Origin of the sequence: Amycolatopsis sp. NPDC059235 (assembly GCF_042754125.1) — a bacterium.
Taxonomy (GTDB): domain Bacteria; phylum Actinomycetota; class Actinomycetes; order Mycobacteriales; family Pseudonocardiaceae; genus Amycolatopsis; species Amycolatopsis albidoflava.
Window position 1 is genome coordinate 1 of record NZ_JBHZAG010000042.1, and the last position, 22,904, is coordinate 22,904.

Below are 22,904 nucleotides of genomic sequence, written 5' to 3' on the forward strand. Positions count from 1 at the left end.
CCTTGAGGGAATCTGATTCCCTCAAGGAGCCCTTCACGGACCTTAAGCGGGGACGGGGCTGAGGATCTCCGCGGCGCGCGCGGCGAGCGTCTTCCGGTCGATCTTGCGGTTGGAATTCAACGGAAACTCCTCGACATGCTCGTACCGCCGCGGGATCACGCCCTCGGGCAGCACCGCCCGCAACGCGCGCACCAGTTCGAGCACCGGCCGCCGTGGCCCGGTGTAGAAGACGAACAGCTCAGTCCCGGCGTCGCCTTGGACACCGAGCGCCACCGCCTGCACCCCGCACGTCTGCAGCGCGTGCTCCACCTCGGTGAGCTCCACCCGCCAGCCGAGCACCTGCACCTGCGAATCGAGCCGCCCCAGGTACGCGAGATCGTCGCCGCCGAGCCGGCGCACCCGGTCGCCGGTGCGGTAGAACCGCTGCCCGTCGCGGTCGAGGAACCGGCCCTTCTCGTCGGCCGGGTCGAGGTAGCCCGGCGTCAGCTGCGGTCCCGCGATGGCGAGTTCGCCCTCCCCCGCCTCGTTCTCGTCGATGAGCAGGTACTCGTGCCCCTCGTGCACCGCGCCGATCGGCACCACGCCGTTCACCGCCACGCGCGGGGTTTCCTCGTCGTCCCAGCGGTACCCGGCGACGGTGATGGTGAGCTCCGTGGGGCCGTAGAGGTTCTCGGTCACGGAATTGCCCGCCGCCGCCCGCCAATCCGCGGTGTCGCGGACGGTCAGCGCTTCCCCGGCGAAAAAGCTCCACCGCAGTCCGGGCATCGCGCCCGGGGTGAGCCGTCCGGTGCGGCGCACCAGATCGATCGCGCTCGGCGTGGAGAACCAGACGGTGAGGCCGCGCTCCTCCACGAACGCCGGCACGTTCCGGTACGCCGCCGCCGGCAGGACCACCGCTTCCGCACCCGCGCCCCACGCGCAGAAGAGGTCGAACATCGCGCAGTCGAAGTTCAGGTCGAAGGTCTGGGAGAAGACGTCGTCCGGGGTGAAGTCGTACCGCGCGTCGAGCAGGCCGAAGTAATGCTCGGTGGAGCCGTGGCCGATCCGGACCCCCTTCGGCCGTCCCGTGGAGCCCGAGGTGAACAGCACGTACGCGGAGTCCTCAGGTCGCACGTCCTTGGGCTCGCTGAGGGCTTGGGCCGCTTTCAGTCCTGTCTGGTTAGCCTCCGGAGCGAAGAGCGTCTTCACCGACGGAGCGACGGTCAGACCGCGTTCGTCGGCGATGATCGCGTCCACCTCCGCGGCCTCGACCATCTGCTCGGTCCGGGCCGCCGGGAAGTCCGGCCGCAGCGGGACAACCGTCGCCCCCGCGTACAGCCCGGCCAGAATCCCGGCGTAGGCAGTGACTCCCTTCCCGGCCAGCACCCCTACCGTGCTCGCGCCGGACTCCGCCAGCGCACCGCCCCACAGCAACGCCCGCTCGTGCAGCTCGCCGTAGGTGAAGGTCTCCCCGCCGACGCTGACCGCCGGGCGGGACTCGGAACGGGCCAGACCGCGCAGGAAACGCGAGTGCAGTCCCGAGGTAGTCGTCGTGTCCATCGTGGTCCTCCGCGTGAATAGGGGTGCCTGTGCGTCGCCCGGGAGCGACGGCGCGGGGTAAAGTTCAAAACCGAACCGGGCGGTCGGTTTTCCTGCCTGGTGAAGTGCCCGACCCAGCCACCGGAGTAGCCATGTGGGACAGCTCTTTCGACGAAGCCCTCCGCCCGTACCTTCCGTTCCTGCCCGCCGACGAAGCGCTGACCGCCGAGACCCCGCTCAAGGAGTACGGCCTCGACTCCCTGGCCACGGTGGAACTGCTGGCGGTGCTGGAGGAGAAGTACAACGTCCGGTTCTCCGACGACGCGCTGAACCTGGAGACGTTCGAGAACCCCGGACGTCTCTGGGCGACGCTGTCGCAGCTGCAGCCGGCTAGCTGACTCGCGAGGGACCCGCGCCGCGCCGCCGCGGCTGCAGCGCGAGCCGCGGGTTCACCGTGGTCACCTCGAACCGGCTGGTGGTGGCCCGGACACGGCCGAACAGCGTGTCCGGCCCGGCCACCCACAGCTTGCGCACGCCGAGCTGTTCGAGCGACGAGACGACGTCCGGCCAGCGCAGCGGCTCGACGATGCTGTCCAGCAGCATCGTGCGGACCTGCTCGCCGGACCGCAGCACCGAACCGTCCTGGTCAGCGATGATCGGAAGGAGGGGATCATGGAAGTCGAGGCCGCCGAGCACCTCGTCCTCGGCCTTGCGCCGCAACGCGCCGAACGCGCGCGAGTGCAGCGGAGGACGCATCGTGTACAGCGACAGCCCGCCCATGCTCCGCACGGTCTGCTTGAGCCAGTCGAGGTTCCGCTCCCGCACCGAGACCATGTAGAAGTCGTGGTCGATGTAGCAGGAGATGTCGGCCCACTCGCCGCGCCCGTCGAGTTCCGTCAGCGCGTCGCGCAGTTTCTCTTCCGGGGTGCGGACAAACGAGTGCGTGACGACGTCGGTGTGCTCGGTCGCGAAGAACTCGTCGAGGCATTGCGCGAGCTTCGCGGTCATCCACACCGCGTCCGGGAAAGTCAGCGAGCCGGCGTACACGCTGGCCGGCTTCTCGCCGAAACTCGGGCCGGTGCAGTAGTCCGGGCTCATCCCGTACTCCTGTTCGGCCCACTCGGCGAGCGCGACGCAGGTGAGCATGAACCCGACCTGGGCGTACTCGGAGTAGTCGCCCTCGGCCTCGCGGAAGCGGTCGACCAGCGAGTAGCCCAGCCGGTCGTCGGCGTCCTTGATGAGCCTGCGCGCGAACGGGTTGATGAGCAGGAACTTGCCGAAGTCGACGAACCGGCACGGGCTCATCCCGGGGAACACGACCGCCGATCCGGCCTGGCTGGCCTCATCCATGACTGGCGACCTCTCTCTCGGCGGGGGAATGGACTTCCTGCAGGAATCCCAGCAGGATTTCGCGGAACCGTTCCGGTTCCTCGAGATGGGGGACGTGGCTCGATTCCGGGAGGATCTCCCAGCGCACGTCGTGGATCCGGTCGTAGTACGGCTGCACGGTGGCCGGGGTGGCCTCGTCGTGCGCACCGGAAATGAGCAGGGTCGGCACCTCGATGTCGTCGAGGCGGTCGACCACCGAATAGTCCGCGAGCGTGCCGGTGACGGTGAACTCGCTGGGGCCGTTCATCACCGAGTAGACGGTGTTGTTGTCGGCCATCTCCATGAACGAGGCGACGTAGTCGGGCGGCCACGGCAGCACGCGGCAGACGTGCCGGTCGTAGAAGACGCGCATGAGGTCGAAGTACTCCTGCGTGTCCGTGGTGCCCGCCGTTTCGTGCGCCCGCAGGCCTTCGTCGACGCCCGGCGGGAGCAGCGCGCGCAGCCGGTCCATCTCGCTGCGCCACAGCTCGTAGGACGCCGGCGAGTTGGCGATCACCAGCCCGCGCAGGCCGTCCGGACGCTCGGCGGCGTGCCGCGCGACGACAAGGCCGCCCCACGACTGTCCATAGAGGACATAGTTGTCCTCGATGCCGAGCCGGTGCACCAGATTGTCCAGCTCGTCGCCGAACAGCTCCGGGTTCCAGAACCCGGGATCGGCGTCCGGCAGCCGGCTCGACCCGCCGCTGCCGAGCTGGTCGTAGTGCACGACCGGGAATCCGTGCCCGGCGAGCTCGGTCAGGCTCAGCAGGTAGTCGTGCGTGCTGCCCGGCCCGCCGTGCACCACGACCACAGCGGGCGCCGCTCCTCCCGGTTGCCCGGTGACCCGGTACCAGGTGCGGTGCTCGCCGAACGGGACCCAGCCTTTCGCGGTGGGCGCCACGGCCATGCTCATCACCTCGTTCGCCTCCCTCGTCCGTCTCCGGCACAGCGCGGCCGGATCCGATTACCTGTCTATCTGCCGCGGCCCGCGCGCCATAGCCCCTAAGGGGCATCTAAAGCCGAGCCAAATCCTCCTTGCCCGCGCCGGATTCAGGGGTCCCCTACCGGGTGGGCGCGGGCCCGGCGCGGCCCTACCGTTTCCCTTGTTCTCCTGTGACTACGAACCCGGAGCTGCCGCGATGCGCGTGATGCTGATGGTCTTCCCGACGAGGACGCACGTTTACAGCATGGCTCCGGTGGGCTGGGCGCTGGCCGCGGCCGGGCACGAGGTGCGCTTCGTCGGGCAGCGCAACCCGCGCGAGGTCGCGTCGTTCGCCGAAACCGGGCTGGACGCCATGTGGTTCGGCGACGAACTCGACATCGCCCGGCACCGCCAACTGCAGGTCGACGGCAACAACGCGATGCAGGGCGACTTCCGGATCTCCGAAAGCCGTCCCGAGTGCTACACCGACGAGTACGTCCGCAACGTGTACGAGCACTGGGTCGACGTGTTCCGCTGGACCACGCCGGACTCGCTGCTCGACGAACTCGTCCGCTTCGCCCGCCAGTGGCAGCCGGACCTCGTGGTGTGGGACCCGATGATCTACGCCGCGCCGATCGTCGCGCACGCGCTCGGCGTGCCGCACCTGCGGATGATGTACGCCGCCGACCAGACCGCCCGCATCGGCGCGCAGTACCGCGACCTCAGAGCCAGCCGCCCCGAGGACACCTCGCCGGACCCGTTCGTGGCGTGGATGTCCGCCGCGGTCGGCCGGTTCGGCGCGGACTACGACGAAGCCCTCCGCTACGGCGTGCGGACCATCGACTGCCATCCGTCGTATCTGCGGTACGACGGCGTGGACGTCGACTACGTCCCGGCCCGGTTCGTGCCGCAGAACAAGCCGATGGCGATCCCCTCATGGGTCCTGGAGCGGCCGGAGCGGCCGCGGGTGATGCTCACCCTCGGCATCTCCAACCGGCAGGTGCTCGGCGTCGAGGAGACCTCGGTCGGAGATCTGCTGGACGGGCTCGCCGACCTCGACATCGAGGTGATCGCCACGTTGAACGCGAGCCAGCTCGCGTCCGTGCGCGCGATCCCGGACAACGTCCGCGCGGTCGATTTCGTGCCGATGAACGAACTCCTCGCCTCGTGCTCGGCGATCGTGCACCAGGGCGGCGGCGCGACGATCAGCAACGCGGTGGTGAACGGCGTCCCGCAGCTGGTCATCCCGGGCACCACGTGGAGCGAACGCGGCTCCGCGGTGGCTCAGGTGAAGCGCGGCAACGGATTGCTGGTGGACCTCGAGGACGTGACGCCCGCGAGTGTCCGCGACGGAGTGTGCCGGCTGCTGGAAGAACCGTCCTTTCGGGAGTGTGCGCTCGAGGTGCGCGACGAGATGCTGGCGACGCCCACTCTCGACGACCTCGTGCCGGAGCTGGAACGGATCGCGCTATGCCCGTGACGCGGCCGCCGACCATGCGCACGATCGGGTTTCTGGTGCTGAGCCTCCCGATCCGGCTCGCCGCGTTCGTGCTGATCCTCGTGACCATGCTGGTCGGCGTCGGGACGACGATGCTGTGGATCGGCATCCCGATCCTGCTGGTCGCGACCTCGCTGATGCGTTCGTACTGCGCGTTCGAACGACGCTGGGCGCACCAGATGCTCGGCGCCGCGATCGCCGAACCGGTCCGCCGCCGTCCGGCCGGCCCGGGCATGCTCGCGGTGTGGCAGGCGCGCCTGCTCGACCCCGCCACCTGGCGCGAGTTCGCGTTCGTGCTGATCGCTTTTCCGCTGGGCATCGTGGAATTCGTGGCGGGCGTCGTGTCCACCGCAGTACCTCCTTTCGGAATCTTCGTGGCGCCGCGCATCGGGGCGATGCACGGCGAACTGGCGGCGTCGTTCCTCGGCCCGAACCGCACCGCGCAACTGGAAGCGCGCACGGTGCAGCTGCAGAACTCGCGAGCACGCGGAGTCGACGCGGTGGAAGCCGAACGACGCCGGATCGAACGCGACCTGCACGACGGCGCGCAGCAGCGGCTGGTGTCCGTCGCGATGAGCCTGGGCCGGGCCCAGCTCAAACTCGATCTCGACGACCCGACCGCGGTCCGCGAACTCATCGGAGCCGCGCACGCCGACGCGAAACTCGCTGTCGCGGAGTTGCGCGACCTGGCGCGCGGGATCTATCCGCCGGTGCTCCAGGATCGGGGCCTGGACGCGGCGCTGTCTTCTCTTACCGCAAGAATGCCTATCCCTATTGAGGTCGAGGTTACCGTACAACCCCGTCCGCCCGCACCTGTCGAAACGACGACGTACTTCATCGTGAGCGAAACGCTCACCAACGTGACCAAACATTCCGGCGCCGACCGCGCGTCCGTGCGAGTGACCCGCGACGACGACACCGTGGTCGTGGAAATCACCGACAACGGCCACGGCGGTGCCTCGATGCGCCCCGGCGGCGGCCTGGCCGGCCTGGCCGACCGCGCCGCCACGATCGACGGCGTGCTCACCGTCGTCAGCCCCGCCGGCGGCCCCACCGTCGTGCGGGCCGATCTGCCCGTCCGCTGGTGAATCCTGTTGTGGAGGCAAGGAAAATGCGCGTCGTGATCGCGGAAGACTCGGTGCTGTTGCGCGCCGGAGTGCAAAGCCTGCTCGCGGACGTCGGCATCGAAACCGCCGCCGCGGTGGACAACGGCGACGACCTCCTGGTGGCGATCCGAGACCACCGCCCCGACCTGGTCATCGCCGACGTCCGCATGCCTCCGACCTTCACTGACGAAGGCCTGCGCGCGGCTTTGGCCGCCCGCAAGGAAATCCCTGGCCTGCCAGTGCTGGTGGTGTCGCAGTATGTGGAAGGAAGCTACGCGGTAGACCTGATCGCGGAAGGCACTTCCGGCGTCGGCTACCTGCTGAAGGAACGAGTCGCCGACGTCGCGGATTTCCTGGAAGCCGTCCGCCGCGTCGCCGGCGGAGGTTCGGCGATCGACCCGGACGTGGTCGCGCAAATGCTGTCCCGCAGCCGGGATCCGCTGGAGGCGTTGACGGCGCGGGAAACCGAGGTCCTGGCACAGATGGCACAGGGCCTGTCGAACACGGCGATCGCCAAGGCGCTCGTGGTGACCCAGGGGGCGGTGGAGAACCACATCAGCAACATCTTCGCGAAGCTCGGCCTTGAGGCGAGCCGGGATCAGAACCGTCGTATCCGCGCTGTGCTTACGTATCTGGACAGCACCGCGGTGCACGCCTGATCCTCCAGCCGCCGCATCCGCCCTGCCCCGCCGTACACGCCTGATTCACCAGATCGATACCGTGCAGATGTTCGACCGGCGACGGTAGCTTGGGGATATGGATCTTGGACCTGTTCCCGTGTCGTCCGTTGTGGACGATGTAGTTGTTCTCTTGTGGCGCAACGCTTCCGCTGCACACCGCCGGTCTTCAAGACCGGCGCTTCGCCCAACCCGGCAATCCCGAAGACCGATGCTCCGCGCGGCTGCCGAAGCCGGTAATGCCGCAGTGCGGAAAGCCCGCATCGCCTTGCGCCGATGCGGGCCCCGCTCCTTCGCTCCATTGCCGGACCTGGCTACCGCGCCCGCCAGCTCGTCGCCGGAACAAACCTTGTCGACGGTTGCCGAGGTGACGGCACAGCAATTTCCTCGCGCCCATTCCCCGCTGCCTGACCGACAGCGGCCAACGCCACCAACAACGCAGCCACTTCACCGTCGTCCGGATTCCCACGCACCACACGTACTGCGGGCGCTGCCGCCGCAGCACCCTGTTCACCACGCGTCATGGCAGCTTCGAGCCCAGCCGAATCTCCCGGTGCCACAGGGACCTCCGCCCTGGCCTCGGCTCCAGACGTCATCGCATCGCGTCGATCACCGACTGTCCCACCAGATTCCAGCCCAGCCAAATCCCCCGACGACACAAGGATCTCCGCTCCATCCTCGACCACAGACGCGATCACATCGCGTCCTTCACCGGCCACCCCACCAGACTCCAGCCCAGTCGAATCCCCCGGCACCGAAGGGACCCCCGCCCCGGCCCCGACCGCAGACGCGATCACATCGCGTCTTTCGCCGACCGCACCACCAAATTCCAGCCCAGGCAAATCCCCCGACACCGCAGGGACCCCCGTCCTCGCCTCGACCACAGACGCCATCGCATCGCGTCGATCACCGACTGCCCCACCAGATTCCAGCCCAGCCAAATCCCCCGACACTGCAGGGACTCCCGCCCCAGCCCCGGCTCCAGACGCCATCACATCACGTCCTTCACCGGCCACCCCACCAGACTCCAGCCCAACCGAATCCCCCGGCCCCAGAGAAATCCCGGCCCCGGCCACCCCATCCCGCGCAGCAGGCAACTCCGCCGCACCCGATTCGCCGTCCGCGCCAGAAACCCCCGCACCCGGCCCCAGATCCGCGGCCGCTCCGACCGACCCCACCGCATCCCCCGTTCCTCGACGCGCGACCCGGGCCGCCATCACATCGGTGGGTTCCCGTGCTTGCGCGCCGGAACGTCGGCGTGCTTGGCCCGCAACATCGCCAGCGACCGGATCAGCATCTCCCGCGTCCGGCCGGGCTCGATCACGTCGTCGACCAGACCTCGCTCGGCCGCGTAGTACGGGTGCATCAGCTCGGTCTTGTACTCCTTGATCTTCTGCCGCCGTACCGCCTCCGGGTCGTCGGCCGCGTTGATCTCGCGCCGGAAGATCACGTTCGCCGCGCCCTCCGCACCCATCACCGCGATCTCGTTCGTCGGCCACGCCAGCGAAACGTCCGCGCCGATCGAGCGCGAGTCCATCACGATGTACGCGCCGCCGTAGGCCTTCCGCAGGATCATCTGCACGCGCGGCACCGTCGCGTTGCAGTAGGAGTACAGCAGCTTCGCGCCATGCCGGATGATGCCGCCGTGTTCCTGGTCCACCCCGGGCAGGAAGCCCGGCACGTCGACCAGCGTCACCAGCGGAATGTTGAACGCGTCGCACGTCTGCACGAACCGCGCGGCCTTCTCGCTCGCCTCGATGTCGAGCACCCCGGCGAGCGTCGCCGGCTGGTTCGCGACGATCCCGACCACGTGCCCGTCCAGCCGCGCCAGGGCGCACACCACGTTCGTCGCCCAACCGGCGTGCACCTGGAGAAACTCGCCGTCGTCGACGATTTCCTCGATCACCGCGCACATGTCGTACGCGCGGGCCGAGTCCGTCGGCACCACCTCGAGCAGCTTGTCCGTGCGGCGGTCTACCGGATCGGCCGTCGGCTCCACCGGTGGCACCTCGTTGTTGTTGGAGGGCAACAACGAAATCAGGTACCGCACGTCCTCGAGACAGCTGGGTTCGTCGTCGTAAACAAAGGCGGCGACACCCGACGTCGAGGCGTGCACGTCCGCGCCGCCAAGACCGTTCTGGGTGATCTCCTCGCCGGTCACCGCGTGCACCACATCTGGGCCGGTGATGAACATCTGCGAGGTTTCCCGCACCATGAACACGAAATCCGTCAGCGCGGGCGAGTACGCGGCGCCGCCGGCACACGGGCCGAGCATCACCGAGATCTGCGGAATGACCCCCGAAGACCGGGTGTTGCGTTGGAAGATCCCGCCGTACCCGGCGAGCGCCGTCACGCCCTCCTGGATCCGCGCGCCCGCACCGTCGTTGAGCGAAACCAACGGCGCACCGGCCGCGGCGGCGAGATCCATCACCTTGTGGATCTTCTGCGCGTGCGCCTCGCCAAGCGCGCCGCCGAAAATACGGAAGTCGTGGGCGTAAACGAAAACCGTGCGCCCATAGACCGTTCCCCAGCCGCACACCACGCCGTCCGAATACGGCTTCCGGTGTTCAAGGCCGAACGCCGTCGCGCGGTGCCGGCGCAAGGACTCGATCTCGGTGAAGGAACCTGGGTCGAGCAGCAGTTCGATGCGTTCGTGCGCGGTCAGTTTGCCGCGGTCGTGCTGGCGGGCGGTCGCGGCGTCGTCGGGACCGCGGCGCGCGGCCTCCTTGATCTCCCGCAGTTCCTCGAGCCTGCTGTCGAATCCGACCGCCAGTGCCTCAGACATGTGCACGCCCCTTGTCGACAAGCCGATCGGTCAGATACCGGAGAATCACGTCCTGGTGCCGGGTCAGGAAGAAGTGCCCGCCGGCGAGCGGGACCAGCTCGAAGCCCGCCGAAGTGTGGTCGCCCCACGACCGGACCTCGTCGACCGAGGCGACCGGGTCGTCGGTGCCGGTGAACGCGACCACCGGGGCCGCCAGCGGCGAGCCCGGCTGGTACCGGTAGGTCTCCACGGCGCGATAGTCGTTGCGCACCACGGGAAGGATCATCCGCACGACGTCATCGTCGCCGAGCAGGTCCATTTCGGTGCCGCTCAACCGGCGCAGTTCGCTGATCACGCCGTCGTCGGTGCGGGTGTGCACGTTCTCGTCGCGATGCCGGGACGGGGCCCGACGGCCGGACACGAAGAGCGTGTCCACCGCGGTGCCCGCGGCCTCCAGCCGGCGCGTCACCTCGAAGGCGATCATCGCGCCCATGCTGTGGCCGAACAACGCGAGCGGAAGGTCGTCGCGGCCGCGCAGCAGCTCGGCGATCCGGTCGGCCAGCGCGTCGATGGTGGTCAGGAACGGCTCGTGCCGCCGGTCCTGGCGGCCCGGGTACTGCACCGCGAGCACCTCGATGTCCGGCGTCAGCGCCCGCGAAACCGGGAAGTAGAACGGAGCCGAACCTCCGGCGTGCGGCAGGCACACCAGCCTTGCCTTCGCCTCGGGCGACGTGTGGAAGCGGCGAAACCAGCTGTCCTCGTCGGAATTCGCGCTACCCGTCATGTCGTCCCACCGCCTTTCCGACGTCTGCGCCGGGACGACCCGGCCACGGATCCTTCTTCGCCGACCCACGGTAACCGCGCCCACCGCGCGCAACGACCCCTAACTCCCCCTAAATCCACAATGGACAGTCACGCCCAGCCCCCTTGACCGAAGGATTCCCGCATGCAGCCAACGTTCGTCCTCGTGCACGGCTCCTACGCCTCCGGACGCTGCTTCACCGCGCTCCACCGCGAACTAGCCCTGCGCGGCCACCGCAGCCTCGCCGTCGACCTCCCCGGCCACGGCGCGGCCGGCTTCTCCACCGCCTACCAGGCCCAGGACCTCGCCGCCTTCGCCGAAGAACCATCGCCGCTGGCCAGCATCACGCACGCCGACAACGTCGCACACGTCGTCGAAACCGTCCGCCGCGTAAGCGAACACGGGCCGGTGATCCTCCTAGGGCACAGCCGCGGCGGCTTCACCGTCACGAGCGTCGCCAACGCTGTCCCGCACCTGCTGGCACGAACCGTCTACGTCTCCGCCTGGTGCTGTGTCACTGGCACCGCAGCCGACTACCTCGCGACCCCAGCCTTCAGGCCGCCCGACACCGGCGTCAACCCCATCGGAGACCCGCGACGCCTGGCCGCCGTCCGGATGAACTGGCGCACCGCCGATCCCACGCACCTGGCCGCGCTGAAACGCGCCTGGACCACCGACGGCACCGACGCGGAAGTGGTCGCTTTCCTGTCTACCCTTGACCCCGACGAATCGCGAGACGCCGGTACCGACGTCATAGACCCAGCGGCCTGGGGCCGGATCCCGCACAGCTACGTCCGGCTGACCGCGGACGCCAGCATGCCCCTCGCCTTGCAAGACCACTTCATCGAAGAAGCCGACGCCCTCACCCCCGGCAACCCCTTCGACGTGTACTCCCTGCCCGTCGGCCACGTCGATCCGCTGCTCCGTCCGGCAGCCCTCGCCGAAATCCTCGCCGGGACGGCCGGCTACCGGGAGGGAGCCTGATATACGCCGAACTGCATGTGCCGGGCGAGCCGGAACCCCAGCTTCTCGTACAACCGGATCGCGCCGGTGTTCGTCCCGGCGGCGTGGAGAAACGGCCGTTCCCCGCGTTCCCGGATCCCCGCGGCCACCGCCAGCACCAGCCGGGCGGCCAGGCCCTGCCCCTGGAACGCCGGATCCGTGCAGACCGCGCTGATCTCCGTCCACCCCGGCGGATGCATCCGCTCGCCCGCCATCGCCACCAGGACACCGTCACGGCGAATGCCCAAGTAGGTGCCCAAAGTGATCGTCCGGGGCAGAAACGGGCCGGGTTTCGTCCGGGACACCAGATCGAGCATCTCCGGCACGTCCGCCGCGGTCAGCCGCACCGCCTCGGCGTCGGCTGCTGCTGGGGCGGCCGAGCCGTCCATCTGCACCCCGGCGATCTCGGCCTCCACCGTCCAGTCCACGGGCGGCGGCGTCCCGACCGCGCCGACCACGACTGTCGACGCGCCCGGACCGATGAGGTCGGCGATGTCGTGCCACACCCGCTCGTCCGGCTCGTCCGGCACGGCAAGGAACGGAGAGACGTCCACCGGATACCGCAGCACCTGCCCCTTCTGCTCCGCGAACGACGCGTGCGGGCCGCTCAACGCGGCCCAAGCGGGGTTTTCGAGCGGGGACGTGCTCATTCTCGCCTGCCATTTCGATCCGGGGTACCCGATCAAGAATGCGTGCGCCGGACCAGCCCCGGCCACTTCCTCCCACATGCTGAGCAGCCGAGGACCGCCGCTGTCCGCAATCCGCCATACCGTCGCCGCCATCACTGACGAAGGGATCTCGATGAGCACCGTCGACCGCAACCAGCCGCTCGGCACCCCGACCTGGATCGACCTCGCCGTGCCGGACCTGGACCGTGCGCAACGCTTCTACCGCGCCGTCCTCGGCTGGACCTTCGACGGCGACCATTGCCTGCTGCGCGACCTCCCGGTCGCCGGCCTGCGCCAAGCAACCGACTCCCGAGCAGGCTGGACCGTCTACCTGGCCACCGATGACTGCGAGGTCACCGCGAAAGCCGTCACCGCCGCAGGCGGCAAGCTTCTCGACCAACCGCACGACGACGGAGACCACGCCCGCGTCGCAGTCGCGGAAGACCCGACCGGGGCGCGGTTCGGGATCTGGCAAGGCCGCAAACTCCCCGGGGCCAGGCTGGTCAACGAGCCCGGCACCCTGCTGCGCAACGACCTCGTCACGCCAACCCCCAAGCAGGCGCGCGACTTCTACTGCGAGCTCTTCGCCTTCACACTCGATGGCAACGACGACCTCGCCGGCGTCGACTTCACCTTCCTCCGCCGCCCAGACGGCCATGAAATCGGCGGCATCATCGGCGACCAGTCCGCCACAGCGTCGGCGTGGGGCACCCTGTTCCTCGTCGGCGACGCTGACGCGGCGGGCAAGCAGGCCGTCGAACACGGCGGCGAGGTGGTCGAAGCGCAAGACAGCCCCTACGGACGCATGGTGACCGTTCGCGATCCGTTCGGCACGGAGTTCGTCCTGGGCTCCTGAACCGGCTCCATCGCCCTGAACTCGGTGCTAGAACAGGACAGGTGGACCTTGAAACCCTTCCCGGCGCGACCCTGCGCCCAGCGACCCCGGACGACGCCGCCGAGCTGATGGTGCTCCAGCGGTGTTGCTGGGTCCAGGAAGCCCTGCTCAACAACACCCTGGAGCATCCCGCGCTGACCGAAGACCTCGAAGAGGTCCGCGAGTCGATCACGACCTGGCGCAGCTGGGTCGTCCGGCAGGGACACCGGCTCGTCGGCGCGGTTCGCGCCCGCACGGTCGAGGACGGCGGCTGGGAGATCGGCCGCCTGATGGTCGCGCCGGACCTGGCGGGGCGCGGCCTCGGACGCGTCCTCCTTGAGCACGCCGAGCGCCACGCCCCGCCGGAGACGAAGCAGTACGTCCTCTTCACCGGTGCGTCCAGCGAACGCAACATCGCCCTCTACCAACGGGCCGGGTACCGCCGCGCGCCGATGCCGTTCGAAGCGACCGGCGTCCTCCAGCTCGCGGTCTACCTGGTCAAAGCGGCCTGACCAAGGCTCACAGCTCGTCGAAGACCAGCACGGTGTGCGTCGAGAGCACGTCCGGCATGGACTGCAGCCGCTCGAACACCAAGTCTCGCAGGCTGTCCGCGTCGCGAGTCCGCACGAACAGGATCAGGTCGTTGTCCCCGGACACGAGGCCGCCGTGTTCGATTTCCGGGATGTGCTTGAGTTCCGCGCTCACCGTGCGCCACGAGTTCTGTGTGACCTTCAAGTACACGTACGCGGCCAGCCCCTGCCCCATCCGGCGCGGATCAGTCACGGCCGCGTACCCGGTGATCACTCCCTCGCGGTGCAGCCGCTCCACGCGCGTGTAGCAACCGGCCCGCGAAATGTGCGCGCGTTCGGCCAGCGCGCGCATCGAAGCGCGGCCGTCTTTCTTCAGCTCGGCGATCAGTTTCAGGTCGACCTCGTCGAGCGTCGCTGCCATTTGTCCATCCGGCCGGGACATCCGCGCCGCCTCCCAAGCCAATCGTCCAGCAGAGACTCCACAACCCGGTCATCATTCCACACTTGCCGAACAAGCCTGGACCCTTGATCGCCCAACAGCGAGTATCAGGGCCTACTCGTCTTTGTCGATGGGAGCTGTCGGTGACCACCACGGAACGCACTGCCGCGTCCTATTTCCTGCCCAGCGACGAGCCGCTCGGCCTCGTGACCGCCGACGGCGCGCCGACGCCCGATCCGGCGCTCGCGATGCCCGCGGACGACGTCCTCCTCCGCCTTTACCGCGGCATGGTTTCCGGACGCCGCTTCGACACCCAGGCCACCGCGCTCACCAAACAGGGCCGGCTCGCGGTGTATCCGTCGGCGCGCGGGCAGGAGGCCGCCGAGATCGGCTCGATCCTTGCGCTTCGCCCGCAGGACTGGCTTTTCCCGACCTACCGCGACTCGATGGCCGTCGTCGCGCGCGGCGTCGACCCGGTCGAAGTGCTCACGCTGCTGCGCGGCGACTGGCACTGCGGCTACGACCCGTACCGCGCCAATGTCGCTCCGCAGTGCACGCCGCTCGCCACCAACACGCTGCACGCTGTCGGCTTCGCACACGCTGCCCGGGCGAAGGGCGAGGACACGGTCTCGCTCGTTCTCGTCGGTGACGGTGCCACCAGTGAAGGCGACACGCACGAAGCGTTGAACTTCGCCGCTGTCTGGAAGGCACCGGTCGTCTTCCTCGTACAGAACAACGGCTACGCCATCAGCGTCCCGCTCGAGAAGCAGACCGCCGCGCCTTCGCTCGCGTACAAGGGTGTCGGCTACGGCATGCCCTCCGTACTCGTGGACGGCAACGACGCAGCCGCCGTACACGCTGTCGTCGAGCAGGCTGTCGAGCGCGCCGCCGCTGGCGAAGGGCCGACGCTCATCGAGGCCATCACCTATCGCATGGAGTCGCACACCAACGCCGACGACGCGACGCGCTACCGCGACAAGGCCGAAGTGGAGCAGTGGCTCACGCGCGACCCCATCAGCCGCCTTAAGCAGTACCTCACCGACCGTGGCCTCCTCGACGACAAGGCGCAGCAGGAGATCGACGCTCGCGCCGAAGAGGAAGCTGCCGCGTTACGCGAGCGGATGAACGTCGATACCAAGCTCGACCCGGCGGATCTCTTCCGGCACGTCTACGCCGAACCGACCGCCGCGTTGCGGCAGCAAGCCGCCGATCTGGCGCACGAGAACACCGAGGACCAGGCATGACCGCCACTCTGGACACGACGCTGTCCCTCGCCGGCGCGCTCAACCGCGCCCTCGCCGACGCGCTCGCCGAGGACGAGCGCGTGCTCGTCTTCGGCGAGGACGTCGGCACGCTCGGCGGCGTCTTCCGCGTCACCGACGGACTCGCCGCACGCTTCGGCGACGCCCGCGTCTTCGACTCGCCGCTGGCCGAATCCGGCATCGTCGGCACCGCGATCGGGATGGCGATGAACGGCCTGCGCCCGGTGATCGAGATGCAGTTCGACGCGTTCGCCTACCCCGCGTTCGAGCAGATCACCAGCCACCTCGCCAAACTCCGCAACCGCACCAAGGGCCGGGTCGAACTGCCCATCGTGATCCGGGTGCCCTACGGCGGCGGCATCGGCGGCGTCGAGCACCACTGCGACTCGTCCGAGGTTTACTACACGCACACGGCCGGCCTGCGCGTCGTCACCCCGGCCACGCCGGACGACGCCTACACCCTGCTGCGCGAGGCGATCGACAGCCCGGACCCGGTCATTTTCCTCGAACCCAAGCGCCGGTATTGGGAAAAGGGAACCGTTGACCCGCAACGGCGCTCGCCTGGTCTCGACAAAGCGGTGATTCGCCGCGAAGGCAGCGACGTCACACTCATTTCCTACGGCGGCGCACTCGGCACGACTCTCGAAGCTGCCGAAGCCGCCGCGGAAGAGGGCTACCACGCCGAAGTGATCGATTTGCGCAGCCTCGCGCCCTTCGACCTGGAAACGGTCGCCGCGTCCGTGCGTCGCACCGGCCGCGCGGTCGTGGTGCACGAAGCGAGCCGATTCTGCGGCTACGGCGCCGAAGTCGCCGCGCAGTTGTCCGAGCACTGTTTCCATTACCTGGAAGCGCCGGTCTTGCGCGTCGCCGGTTTCGATATTCCCTATCCCGCACCGAATCTGGAACAGCACCACCTGCCGGGCGTCGACCGGATCCTGGACGCGATCGAACGGCTCCAGTGGGACGACGCGGCACCGCTCGACGGGGAGAAGTGATGGCCGTCTTCAAACTGCCCGACCTCGGCGAAGGTCTGACCGAGGCGGAAATCGTCGCGTGGCACGTCGCGGTCGGCGACACGGTGACCGTGGACCAGACCGTCGTGGAGGTCGAGACCGCGAAGGCAAGCGTCGAGGTCCCGGTGCCGTTCGCGGGCCGGGTCGCGACACTGCACGGAGCAGCGGGCGAGGTGCTGACCGTCGGCAGTCCCTTGATCACTGTGGACAGTGCCGCGGACTTCACTGAGCCCGGCGTCGTCACGCCGGAGGGCAGCGGGAATGTCCTGATTGGCTATGGCACCAGCCAAACCCGCACCCGACGAGCGAGGCAACCCCGCGGAAGCAAGGCTCCTGCGTCAACGCCAGCTGCGGCACCGAAGTCCACTTCGGACCGCATTCGCGTCGTGTCCCCGCTAGTCCGCCGTCTAGCCCGCGAGTCCGGAGTGGACCTTCACGCGCTCAACGGCACGGGCACCGACGGCATCGTGAGCCGCGCCGACGTAGAACGCGCGATCGCCGCCACGGAAATCCCAGCGCCCCCGGCGGCAACGGCCGATGAGCAGCGAATCCCCCTGCGCGGCCTCCGCAAAACCGTCGCCGACAAACTCACCCGCTCCCGCCGCGAAATCCCCGAGGCGACAGTCTGGGTGGACGTCGACGCGACCGAACTGCTGCGGCTGCGCACCGCGCTCAACAGCGATCCGCATGCCCCGAAGCTCAGCCTGCTCGCGCTCATCGCCCGGTTCGCCGTCGCGGGCCTGCGCCGTTTCCCCGAACTGAACGCGCACCTGGAAGGCGACGAGATCGTCATCCCGTCCGCCGTCCACTTGGGATTCGCCGCGCAGACCGACCGCGGCTTGGTCGTCCCGGTGGTCCAGAACGCGCACCAGCACACGCTGGAAGACCTGTCCGCCGCACTCGCCGACCGCACCGAACAAGCCCGCTCCGGACGGCTCGCTCCGAGCGACCTCACCGGCGGCACGTTCACCGTGAACAACTACGGGGTGTTCGGAGTGGACGGTTCGGCCGCGATCATCAACTACCCGGAGGTCGCGATCCTGGGCGTCGGCCGGATCATCGACCGGCCGTGGATTGTGGACGGTCAGGTCACCGCCCGCAAGATCACCGAGCTGACGCTGGCGTTCGACCACCGCGTCTGCGACGGCGGCACCGCGGGCGGGTTCCTGCGCTTCGTCGCCGACTGCATGGAAAACCCAGTACGGCTCCTGCGCACCCTGTGAGGACGGTCAGGCTGGCAACTCTGCCAGCCTTTCCGTTTTCGCCCACACATTCCGCTTCAAGACGATCCGGAACACCGCTCGCCACGTCGCCAGCACGCCGAGCAACAGGAACGCCGGATAACACAGCCCGGCCAGCAACGCCCGAGGCAGTGGTTCGTCGCGCAACCGGACAAAGTAGACGATCGCCCACATGATCCCCGGCAACAGCAACGCAGCCAGCCACAACGCCACCGCTTGCGCCAGATTCCCGGTCTCCGCGACCAAACCGCCGAACGAGTTCCCGGTCAGCAACGCCACCGGAACGATGACCAGCAGCGCCGCCGCCAGCAACGACAGCGGAACAGTCAGCCAAGGCACCACGAGACAGACGAGGAAGTCGAACAACCCAGTCCCGGCGATGAATCGCGAGGTCGCGAGACTGCGCAAATGCCGGGAGCACTGGAGGTTTCCCTGTGCCCAGCGGGTCCGCTGACGCAGCAGGCGACGCACGTCCTCCAGCCCCTGCTGAGTCACCCAAGCCCGCTGCGTGTACCGGATCCGCACCCCGGCCAGATGCAGCCGAAGACCCAGCTCAAGATCCTCGACCAGGCAGTCGCTCCACGGCGACGGCCCGAACCTCCGCAGCACCGACAATCGCGTGAACTGCCCATTGCCACCCATCCCGACGCTGCCGAGCACATCCCGCAACGACTGCGAAGCATCCGCGATCGCGCCGAACTCCAAGTCCTGCAACAATGCCAGCAATCGGTGTCTATTGTGGATTCGCACCCGGCACTGCACCGCGCCGACGCCTCGGCTCCGCAGCATCGCCGCCACCTCCGTGAGCAGCCCGGCGCTGCCGCGCCCGTCACCGTCGATGATGCCCACAACGGTCTGCGAAACAGTGCCCTCCCGTTCGGCAATGCCGTCGATGTACCGGTAACCCGCGTTGAGCGCCTCGCCTTTGCCCTGCCGAGCCTGCGGCAAGTCACGCCGCAGCACATGCAGCCGTTCGTCAGCAATGCCCGCGAGGATCTCCGGCGTACCGTCGTCGGACCCGTCATCAATGACGAGCACTCGCACCGGAGTTTCGGGAGTGCCCAGCCGCAACGCATTCCGCACCGTGTTGGCGATGACGCGTTCTTCGTTCAGCGCCGGAATGACAATCCAGAACAGCAACGGCCTGGACGAGCGCTCCGAAGCAGGTCGCGGCGCGCGCCAGGCAAAGGCCGCCAGCACCAGGTTGTGCGCCGGCCACCAGCACAACAGCAGCACGAACCACCACGGCTGCGTCATGCCGCGTGCCGGCCCCGAGACCCGTTGGCACGCAGGCGAACCGAGCGAACCGTGAACGCCATCGCGACGAAGCCAGCCACGGACAAGACAAACCACAGCACCCCGTGGAACGGCGCGACACCGATCGCGGCAGCGGACACGACCGCGGGAGCGACCCGGGTGACAGACATTTCTTTTCCTTCCAGAAGAAACTCAAGCAGCAACGGCAGCGGGCGACACGAAGCGATAGCCGAGCCCCTCGATGCCCTCGACCACCTTCCGAAGGTCGCCGATGCCGAGAAACGGGTGATAGTAGAAACTGACGACGCTGTCGGTCACCACGCGATGGGTTTTCGCGTCGGCCAGGATGTCGTCGGCAGTGCGCGCGGCATGCTGGTTGAACTTGGCCGGAGCGACGTTGCCGACGTTCTCCGGCACCACGACAGTCCCGTAGACATCGCGGACCGGATACGGGAAGAACTGGCCGTAGACCTCGCGATAGGACACGTCCGTCAGTCCACATTGGCCGCCGTCGCACTGTCCGGCGTAGTAGCTGCCCCGGTCGTACCGCATCGGGAAGATCCGGCCCGCCTCCTGATAGTCCACAGTGGACCCGCCGTAGTGCGGGAACTCGAACGCGTCCGGCCGCGGCAGTCCGACTCGGTCGAACTCGGCGAGCCCGGTCGCGATGCGACTGCGGAACCATTCTGGCGAGTCTTCCGGAACCGGTCCGCTGAGCCGCACATTGTCCTTGTGGTCAACGGTCGCGCGATAGAACTCGTAGTCCGCAGCACTGGTTCCCGAGTACGGGTTGTCCGTGTCGCCGTACTGGTGACTGTAGCCGTGCATGACCAAGGTCCCGCCTCGCGCGACGGCATCCCGCAGCGCCGCAACGAGTTCCGGACTGTCCACCAGCCTCGCGAACGTCGGCTTGCCGCCGTTCGCTTCCCCGCGCGGATCCGCGTAGTACGGATACACCGCCAGCGAGAACGGTACGCCGCGCCCGCTGAGATAGTCGGTGATCGCCCGAACTTCGGCAGGTGGCGTCCGCGGGCCGATGTCCTCGATCCGTACCAGCGCACGTCGGCGTTCCGGAGCGTCCGGCGAGAGCACGCCGAGCAGAATGTCCGCAGCAGCCAAGTAACGATCGCCCGCGCCAACATACGAATACGGAACTTCGGCAAGGTACGTAAACGATCCACTGTGGACCGCCCACGGCGACGTCGCGCCGTCCGCGGACTTCGCCTGCGCCAGCACCTTTGCCTTCGCCGACGTCACGCGGACTCCCACGACATCGACCCCCGCGTTGGGATCGCGCCGCAGGTCAGTGTCCCGGTAGGACACCGTCGTGATCTTGTCCTCTCGGAACGGTGCCCACGTCCAACCCCACTTCCCGGCGAGTGTCGGCGCGTGGTCGAACAGCTGCCAGATGTTGCTGCCGATCCACACCACCGGCAGCCGGGTCCGGCTCACGTCGTCCAGCAACGCGGGCGGCAACTGTGCGTCGTAAACCGTCCCGACGTAAACGACCGCCTGGTACTCGTTCAGCTCACCGCGCTGATAGTCGGCGGCGGGCCGCATTCGCCAAGCGGTGGAACGGGAAACCAGGTTCGCCGTCTGGATCGCGTTGGCCTGCGCCTCCTCCGCGACCTGCGTCGCGGGCGGACTGGGCCGCAACCGTCGCCCGTCGTCGAACAGCACCAAGGTACGCCGGTCGTCACGCCCGCCAGGACCGGCCAGACCGATTTTCGGTTGCCGCAGAACCGGTTCAATCGGCGAAGCCGCTTCCGAGCCGGAGCCGTGGTCCGAGACCACCACGACGATCCCGCCGACCAAACTGACCACCGCGACGACAATGATCCCGAGCCGCAACCATGCCGGGAATCGTTGTTTCACTGCACAACCTCGGCCAAATCCGGAACGAACGGCTCCGGCGCTTCAACAGTCAGGCCGAGCAACCAGGCCACCGCCTGCTCAGTGCGCTCAGCGGCCCGGCCGTCACCGAACGGATTGGTGCGCGCGTTCATCGCCGCGCGCTGCACCGGATCGGTCAACAGCCTCGACGCGGTGTCCACAATGAGCTCGGCGTCCGTGCCGACGAGCATCGCGCAACCAGCGTCGACCGCTTCCATCCTTTCCGTCGTGTCCCGCAGCACCAGCACCGGAACCTTGAAGGTCGGCGCTTCCTCTTGAATGCCACCGGAATCGGACAACACGAGCGAACTCGCCGCGATCGCCGCCGCGGTCTGCTCATACGGCAGCGCCGGAGTAAGCACCACGCGCGGGTTCCCGGCGAGCGCCGAAGTGACTGCCTCCTGCACCGCCGGGTTCGGATGCATCGGCAGCAGCACGCGAACGTCCGGATGGCGCGCGAGCAGAGTGTCCACAGCGGACAGAATGCGAGTCAGCGGCTCGCCCCAGGACTCCCGGCGATGCGCAGTGACCAGAACCAGCCGGCACTCGCCGCGCGTCGCCGACTCGACCACATCGGCGACCGCACTGTCGGCAAAGGACACTGGCCGGTCAGTAACCCGGGAAATCGCGTCCACCACAGTGTTTCCAGTGACCAGCAGAACGCTGTCGTCGACGCTTTCGGCACGCAGGTTCCGCGCGGCCGCCGGCGTCGGGGCCAGGTGCAGGCTCGCGGTCTGCGTGACCAGCCGCCGATTCAGCTCCTCCGGGAACGGCGACTGCAGATCGAAGGAGCGCAGCCCGGCTTCCAAGTGCACCACGGGAATCTTGCGCCAGAACGCGACCAGCGCACCGGCCACAGTGGACGTCGTGTCGCCCTGCACGAGCACCGCCGCGGGCGGCCGTTGCGCGGCGAGCTCGTCCAGGCCGGTGACGAGCTGCGAGAACAACTCGGGCTGACCGCCGTCGACCCGGTTCAGCGTGAGCCGCAGGTCCGGGGACAGCGAGAACGCCGCGAGCACCTGGTCGACCAGTTCGGGATGCTGCCCGGTCGCGACGAGCACCGGCTCCAGCCGTCCGGACCGGCGCATCTCCTGCACGACCGGCGCCATTTTGATCGCCTCCGGCCGGGTTCCGGCAATCAGCCAGACCACCGGTGCGTCACCCCGGGTCATCACGGAACTCCATTTCAGCGAGAGCGGACACGAGCCGGGAAAGAACCCCTGGATCGCGCCGACCACGCTAACTGCGGCATCCGGAATAGACCTCACCCTCGAGGGTCAAACTCACCGTCAGTAGTCGCCGTCACAAGCCGTCAGTAAGGCACCAAACCACGGTCAACCTCGGTTTTAAGCAGCTGCTTACTTAGCCGAACCCGGATGCACCAGGCGCTTCGAGCACACTCGGTAATTACACTGGATCGGTTAAGTCACCAGTCGCGGAAAAGGGCACCCGAAACCCGGATGCCCCTTTTTCCATTCCGCGGTCAAACCGGCGGTATGGCCGCCCGCGATCCTGCTCACATAGTGGTCCAGACCACCAGGTCAGTGTTTCCCTGGCACGTATTCGCCGGGCACCATCCGCGTCGTGACGGCGAACCGGTTCCACGCGTTGATCACCGTGATCGTCGCGATCAGCTGAGCCAGCTCGGCCTCCTCGAAGTGCTCGGCCGCGCGGGCGAAGACCTCGTCCGGCACAAAGCCGTCGGTGAGCACAGTGACCGCTTCGGTCAACTCGAACGCGGCGACCTCCTTCGCCGTGTAGAAGTGCTTCGACTCCTGCCACGCCGGGAGCTGGATGATGCGCTCGGTCGATTCGCCGGCGGCCAACGCGTCCTTCGAGTGCATGTCGATGCAGAAGGCGCAGTGGTTGAGCTGCGACGCGCGGATCAGCACCAGCTGCCGCAGCGCGGGGTCGAGGCCGTGCCGGGTCGCGGCGTCGAGACGGATCATCGCCTTGTAGGCCTCGGGCGCCAGCTCCGCCATCTTGAGGCGGGGCGGTTCCACCGGAAGTCGTTCTGTCATGGTCATGGTTTCGACTCTACGAGCGATTGGCACTCTGTTATGGTCCATT

Annotated in this window: 23 protein-coding genes; 10 read left to right on the forward strand and 13 right to left on the reverse strand. The window is 68.2% G+C overall.

The annotated features are described in order from the left end of the window. Positions 1-42: 42 nt before the first annotated feature. Entirely contained in the window at positions 43-1,539 is a 1,497-nt protein-coding gene (locus ACFXI3_RS25340) for an AMP-binding protein (RefSeq protein ID WP_378402643.1), read from the reverse strand. A 131-nt stretch (positions 1,540-1,670) separates the two neighbouring features. On the opposite strand from ACFXI3_RS25340, the gene ACFXI3_RS25345 reads away from it, so the two are divergent. Further along, the gene (locus tag ACFXI3_RS25345) at positions 1,671-1,916 is read left to right on the forward strand and encodes a phosphopantetheine-binding protein (RefSeq protein ID WP_101438236.1); all 246 of its coding nucleotides are present in this window, start codon (positions 1,671-1,673) and stop codon (positions 1,914-1,916) included. On the opposite strand, the gene ACFXI3_RS25350 is transcribed toward ACFXI3_RS25345, so the two are convergent. Further along, the gene (locus tag ACFXI3_RS25350) at positions 1,909-2,868 is read right to left on the reverse strand and encodes an ACP S-malonyltransferase (protein ID WP_344272038.1); all 960 of its coding nucleotides are present in this window, start codon (positions 2,866-2,868) and stop codon (positions 1,909-1,911) included. The two genes, ACFXI3_RS25345 and ACFXI3_RS25350, sit on opposite strands and share 8 nt — an antisense overlap. Then, positions 2,861-3,793, reverse strand: a complete 933-nt coding sequence (locus ACFXI3_RS25355) for a proline iminopeptidase-family hydrolase (protein ID WP_344272035.1) — start codon at positions 3,791-3,793, stop codon at positions 2,861-2,863. The genes ACFXI3_RS25350 and ACFXI3_RS25355 overlap by 8 nt, the downstream gene beginning before the upstream one ends. A gap of 232 nt (positions 3,794-4,025) precedes the next feature. Here ACFXI3_RS25355 and ACFXI3_RS25360 point away from each other — a divergent pair, with 232 nt between their 5' ends. Genes ACFXI3_RS25360 through ACFXI3_RS25370 form a run of 3 tightly spaced genes read left to right on the forward strand, consistent with a single transcriptional unit; the run spans position 4,026 to position 7,071 of the window. Next, positions 4,026-5,288, forward strand: a complete 1,263-nt coding sequence (locus ACFXI3_RS25360) for a nucleotide disphospho-sugar-binding domain-containing protein (protein WP_378402645.1) — start codon at positions 4,026-4,028, stop codon at positions 5,286-5,288. Next, positions 5,279-6,394, forward strand: coding sequence for a sensor histidine kinase (locus ACFXI3_RS25365; RefSeq protein WP_378402647.1), 1,116 nt, complete (start codon positions 5,279-5,281; stop codon positions 6,392-6,394). The genes ACFXI3_RS25360 and ACFXI3_RS25365 overlap by 10 nt, the downstream gene beginning before the upstream one ends. 23 nt (positions 6,395-6,417) lie before the next feature. Further along, a complete protein-coding gene (locus ACFXI3_RS25370) occupies positions 6,418-7,071 on the forward strand; it encodes a response regulator transcription factor (protein WP_067580506.1) in 654 nt (217 codons plus the stop codon). A 332-nt stretch (positions 7,072-7,403) separates the two neighbouring features. Here the strand turns inward: ACFXI3_RS25370 and ACFXI3_RS25375 are convergent, their stop codons facing one another. The 3 genes from ACFXI3_RS25375 to ACFXI3_RS25385 are packed head-to-tail and all read right to left on the reverse strand — an operon-like array spanning position 7,404 to position 10,637. Next, complete coding sequence (locus tag ACFXI3_RS25375) at positions 7,404-8,306, reverse strand: acyl-CoA carboxylase epsilon subunit (protein ID WP_378402649.1); 903 nt, start codon at positions 8,304-8,306, stop codon at positions 7,404-7,406. Next, on the reverse strand, positions 8,306-9,874 hold the full coding sequence (locus tag ACFXI3_RS25380) for an acyl-CoA carboxylase subunit beta (RefSeq protein WP_378402651.1): 1,569 nt from the start codon (positions 9,872-9,874) through the stop codon (positions 8,306-8,308). The genes ACFXI3_RS25375 and ACFXI3_RS25380 overlap by 1 nt, the downstream gene beginning before the upstream one ends. After that, the gene (locus ACFXI3_RS25385; protein WP_378402653.1) at positions 9,867-10,637 is read right to left on the reverse strand and encodes a thioesterase II family protein; all 771 of its coding nucleotides are present in this window, start codon (positions 10,635-10,637) and stop codon (positions 9,867-9,869) included. The genes ACFXI3_RS25380 and ACFXI3_RS25385 overlap by 8 nt, the downstream gene beginning before the upstream one ends. Positions 10,638-10,799: 162 nt before the next feature. Here ACFXI3_RS25385 and ACFXI3_RS25390 point away from each other — a divergent pair, with 162 nt between their 5' ends. After that, positions 10,800-11,639 (forward strand): alpha/beta hydrolase, encoded by an 840-nt coding sequence (locus tag ACFXI3_RS25390; protein WP_378402655.1) that lies wholly within the window; start codon positions 10,800-10,802, stop codon positions 11,637-11,639. On the opposite strand, the gene ACFXI3_RS25395 is transcribed toward ACFXI3_RS25390, so the two are convergent. Then, a complete protein-coding gene (locus tag ACFXI3_RS25395; RefSeq protein ID WP_378402657.1) occupies positions 11,621-12,307 on the reverse strand; it encodes a GNAT family N-acetyltransferase in 687 nt (228 codons plus the stop codon). The genes ACFXI3_RS25390 and ACFXI3_RS25395 overlap by 19 nt on opposite strands. A gap of 151 nt (positions 12,308-12,458) precedes the next feature. Here ACFXI3_RS25395 and ACFXI3_RS25400 point away from each other — a divergent pair, with 151 nt between their 5' ends. Then, positions 12,459-13,181 carry a VOC family protein gene (locus tag ACFXI3_RS25400; protein ID WP_378402659.1) on the forward strand — a complete coding sequence of 241 codons (723 nt, stop codon included), beginning with the start codon at positions 12,459-12,461 and terminating at the stop codon, positions 13,179-13,181. A gap of 41 nt (positions 13,182-13,222) precedes the next feature. Further along, the gene (locus tag ACFXI3_RS25405) at positions 13,223-13,711 is read left to right on the forward strand and encodes a GNAT family N-acetyltransferase (RefSeq protein WP_344272007.1); all 489 of its coding nucleotides are present in this window, start codon (positions 13,223-13,225) and stop codon (positions 13,709-13,711) included. Between the two features lie 7 nt (positions 13,712-13,718). Here the strand turns inward: ACFXI3_RS25405 and ACFXI3_RS25410 are convergent, their stop codons facing one another. Beyond that, on the reverse strand, positions 13,719-14,150 hold the full coding sequence (locus tag ACFXI3_RS25410; protein WP_378402661.1) for an Lrp/AsnC family transcriptional regulator: 432 nt from the start codon (positions 14,148-14,150) through the stop codon (positions 13,719-13,721). A 161-nt stretch (positions 14,151-14,311) separates the two neighbouring features. Between ACFXI3_RS25410 and pdhA the strand changes: the two genes are divergently transcribed. From pdhA to ACFXI3_RS25425, 3 genes are read left to right on the forward strand one after another with little or no spacing between them, the layout of a single operon-like run. Then, entirely contained in the window at positions 14,312-15,412 is a 1,101-nt protein-coding gene (gene pdhA / locus ACFXI3_RS25415) for a pyruvate dehydrogenase (acetyl-transferring) E1 component subunit alpha (RefSeq protein ID WP_378402663.1), read from the forward strand. After that, positions 15,409-16,425, forward strand: coding sequence for an alpha-ketoacid dehydrogenase subunit beta (locus tag ACFXI3_RS25420; protein WP_378402665.1), 1,017 nt, complete (start codon positions 15,409-15,411; stop codon positions 16,423-16,425). Before pdhA ends, ACFXI3_RS25420 begins: the two co-directional genes overlap by 4 nt. Then, the gene (locus ACFXI3_RS25425; RefSeq protein WP_378402667.1) at positions 16,425-17,666 is read left to right on the forward strand and encodes a dihydrolipoamide acetyltransferase family protein; all 1,242 of its coding nucleotides are present in this window, start codon (positions 16,425-16,427) and stop codon (positions 17,664-17,666) included. Before ACFXI3_RS25420 ends, ACFXI3_RS25425 begins: the two co-directional genes overlap by 1 nt. A 6-nt stretch (positions 17,667-17,672) precedes the next feature. Here ACFXI3_RS25425 and ACFXI3_RS25430 read toward each other — a convergent pair whose 3' ends face one another. From ACFXI3_RS25430 to ACFXI3_RS25450, 5 genes are all read right to left on the reverse strand, one after another. Further along, positions 17,673-18,941, reverse strand: coding sequence for a glycosyltransferase (locus ACFXI3_RS25430; protein WP_378402669.1), 1,269 nt, complete (start codon positions 18,939-18,941; stop codon positions 17,673-17,675). Continuing rightward, positions 18,938-19,111, reverse strand: a complete 174-nt coding sequence (locus tag ACFXI3_RS25435; RefSeq protein ID WP_344271990.1) for a hypothetical protein — start codon at positions 19,109-19,111, stop codon at positions 18,938-18,940. Before ACFXI3_RS25435 ends, ACFXI3_RS25430 begins: the two co-directional genes overlap by 4 nt. Positions 19,112-19,133: 22 nt before the next feature. Next, positions 19,134-20,816 (reverse strand): DUF2334 domain-containing protein, encoded by a 1,683-nt coding sequence (locus ACFXI3_RS25440; protein ID WP_378402672.1) that lies wholly within the window; start codon positions 20,814-20,816, stop codon positions 19,134-19,136. Further along, the gene (gene wecB / locus ACFXI3_RS25445) at positions 20,813-22,006 is read right to left on the reverse strand and encodes a non-hydrolyzing UDP-N-acetylglucosamine 2-epimerase (RefSeq protein WP_378402674.1); all 1,194 of its coding nucleotides are present in this window, start codon (positions 22,004-22,006) and stop codon (positions 20,813-20,815) included. Before wecB ends, ACFXI3_RS25440 begins: the two co-directional genes overlap by 4 nt. Positions 22,007-22,375: 369 nt before the next feature. Continuing rightward, on the reverse strand, positions 22,376-22,861 hold the full coding sequence (locus ACFXI3_RS25450) for a carboxymuconolactone decarboxylase family protein (protein WP_378402676.1): 486 nt from the start codon (positions 22,859-22,861) through the stop codon (positions 22,376-22,378). Positions 22,862-22,904 lie beyond the last annotated feature (43 nt).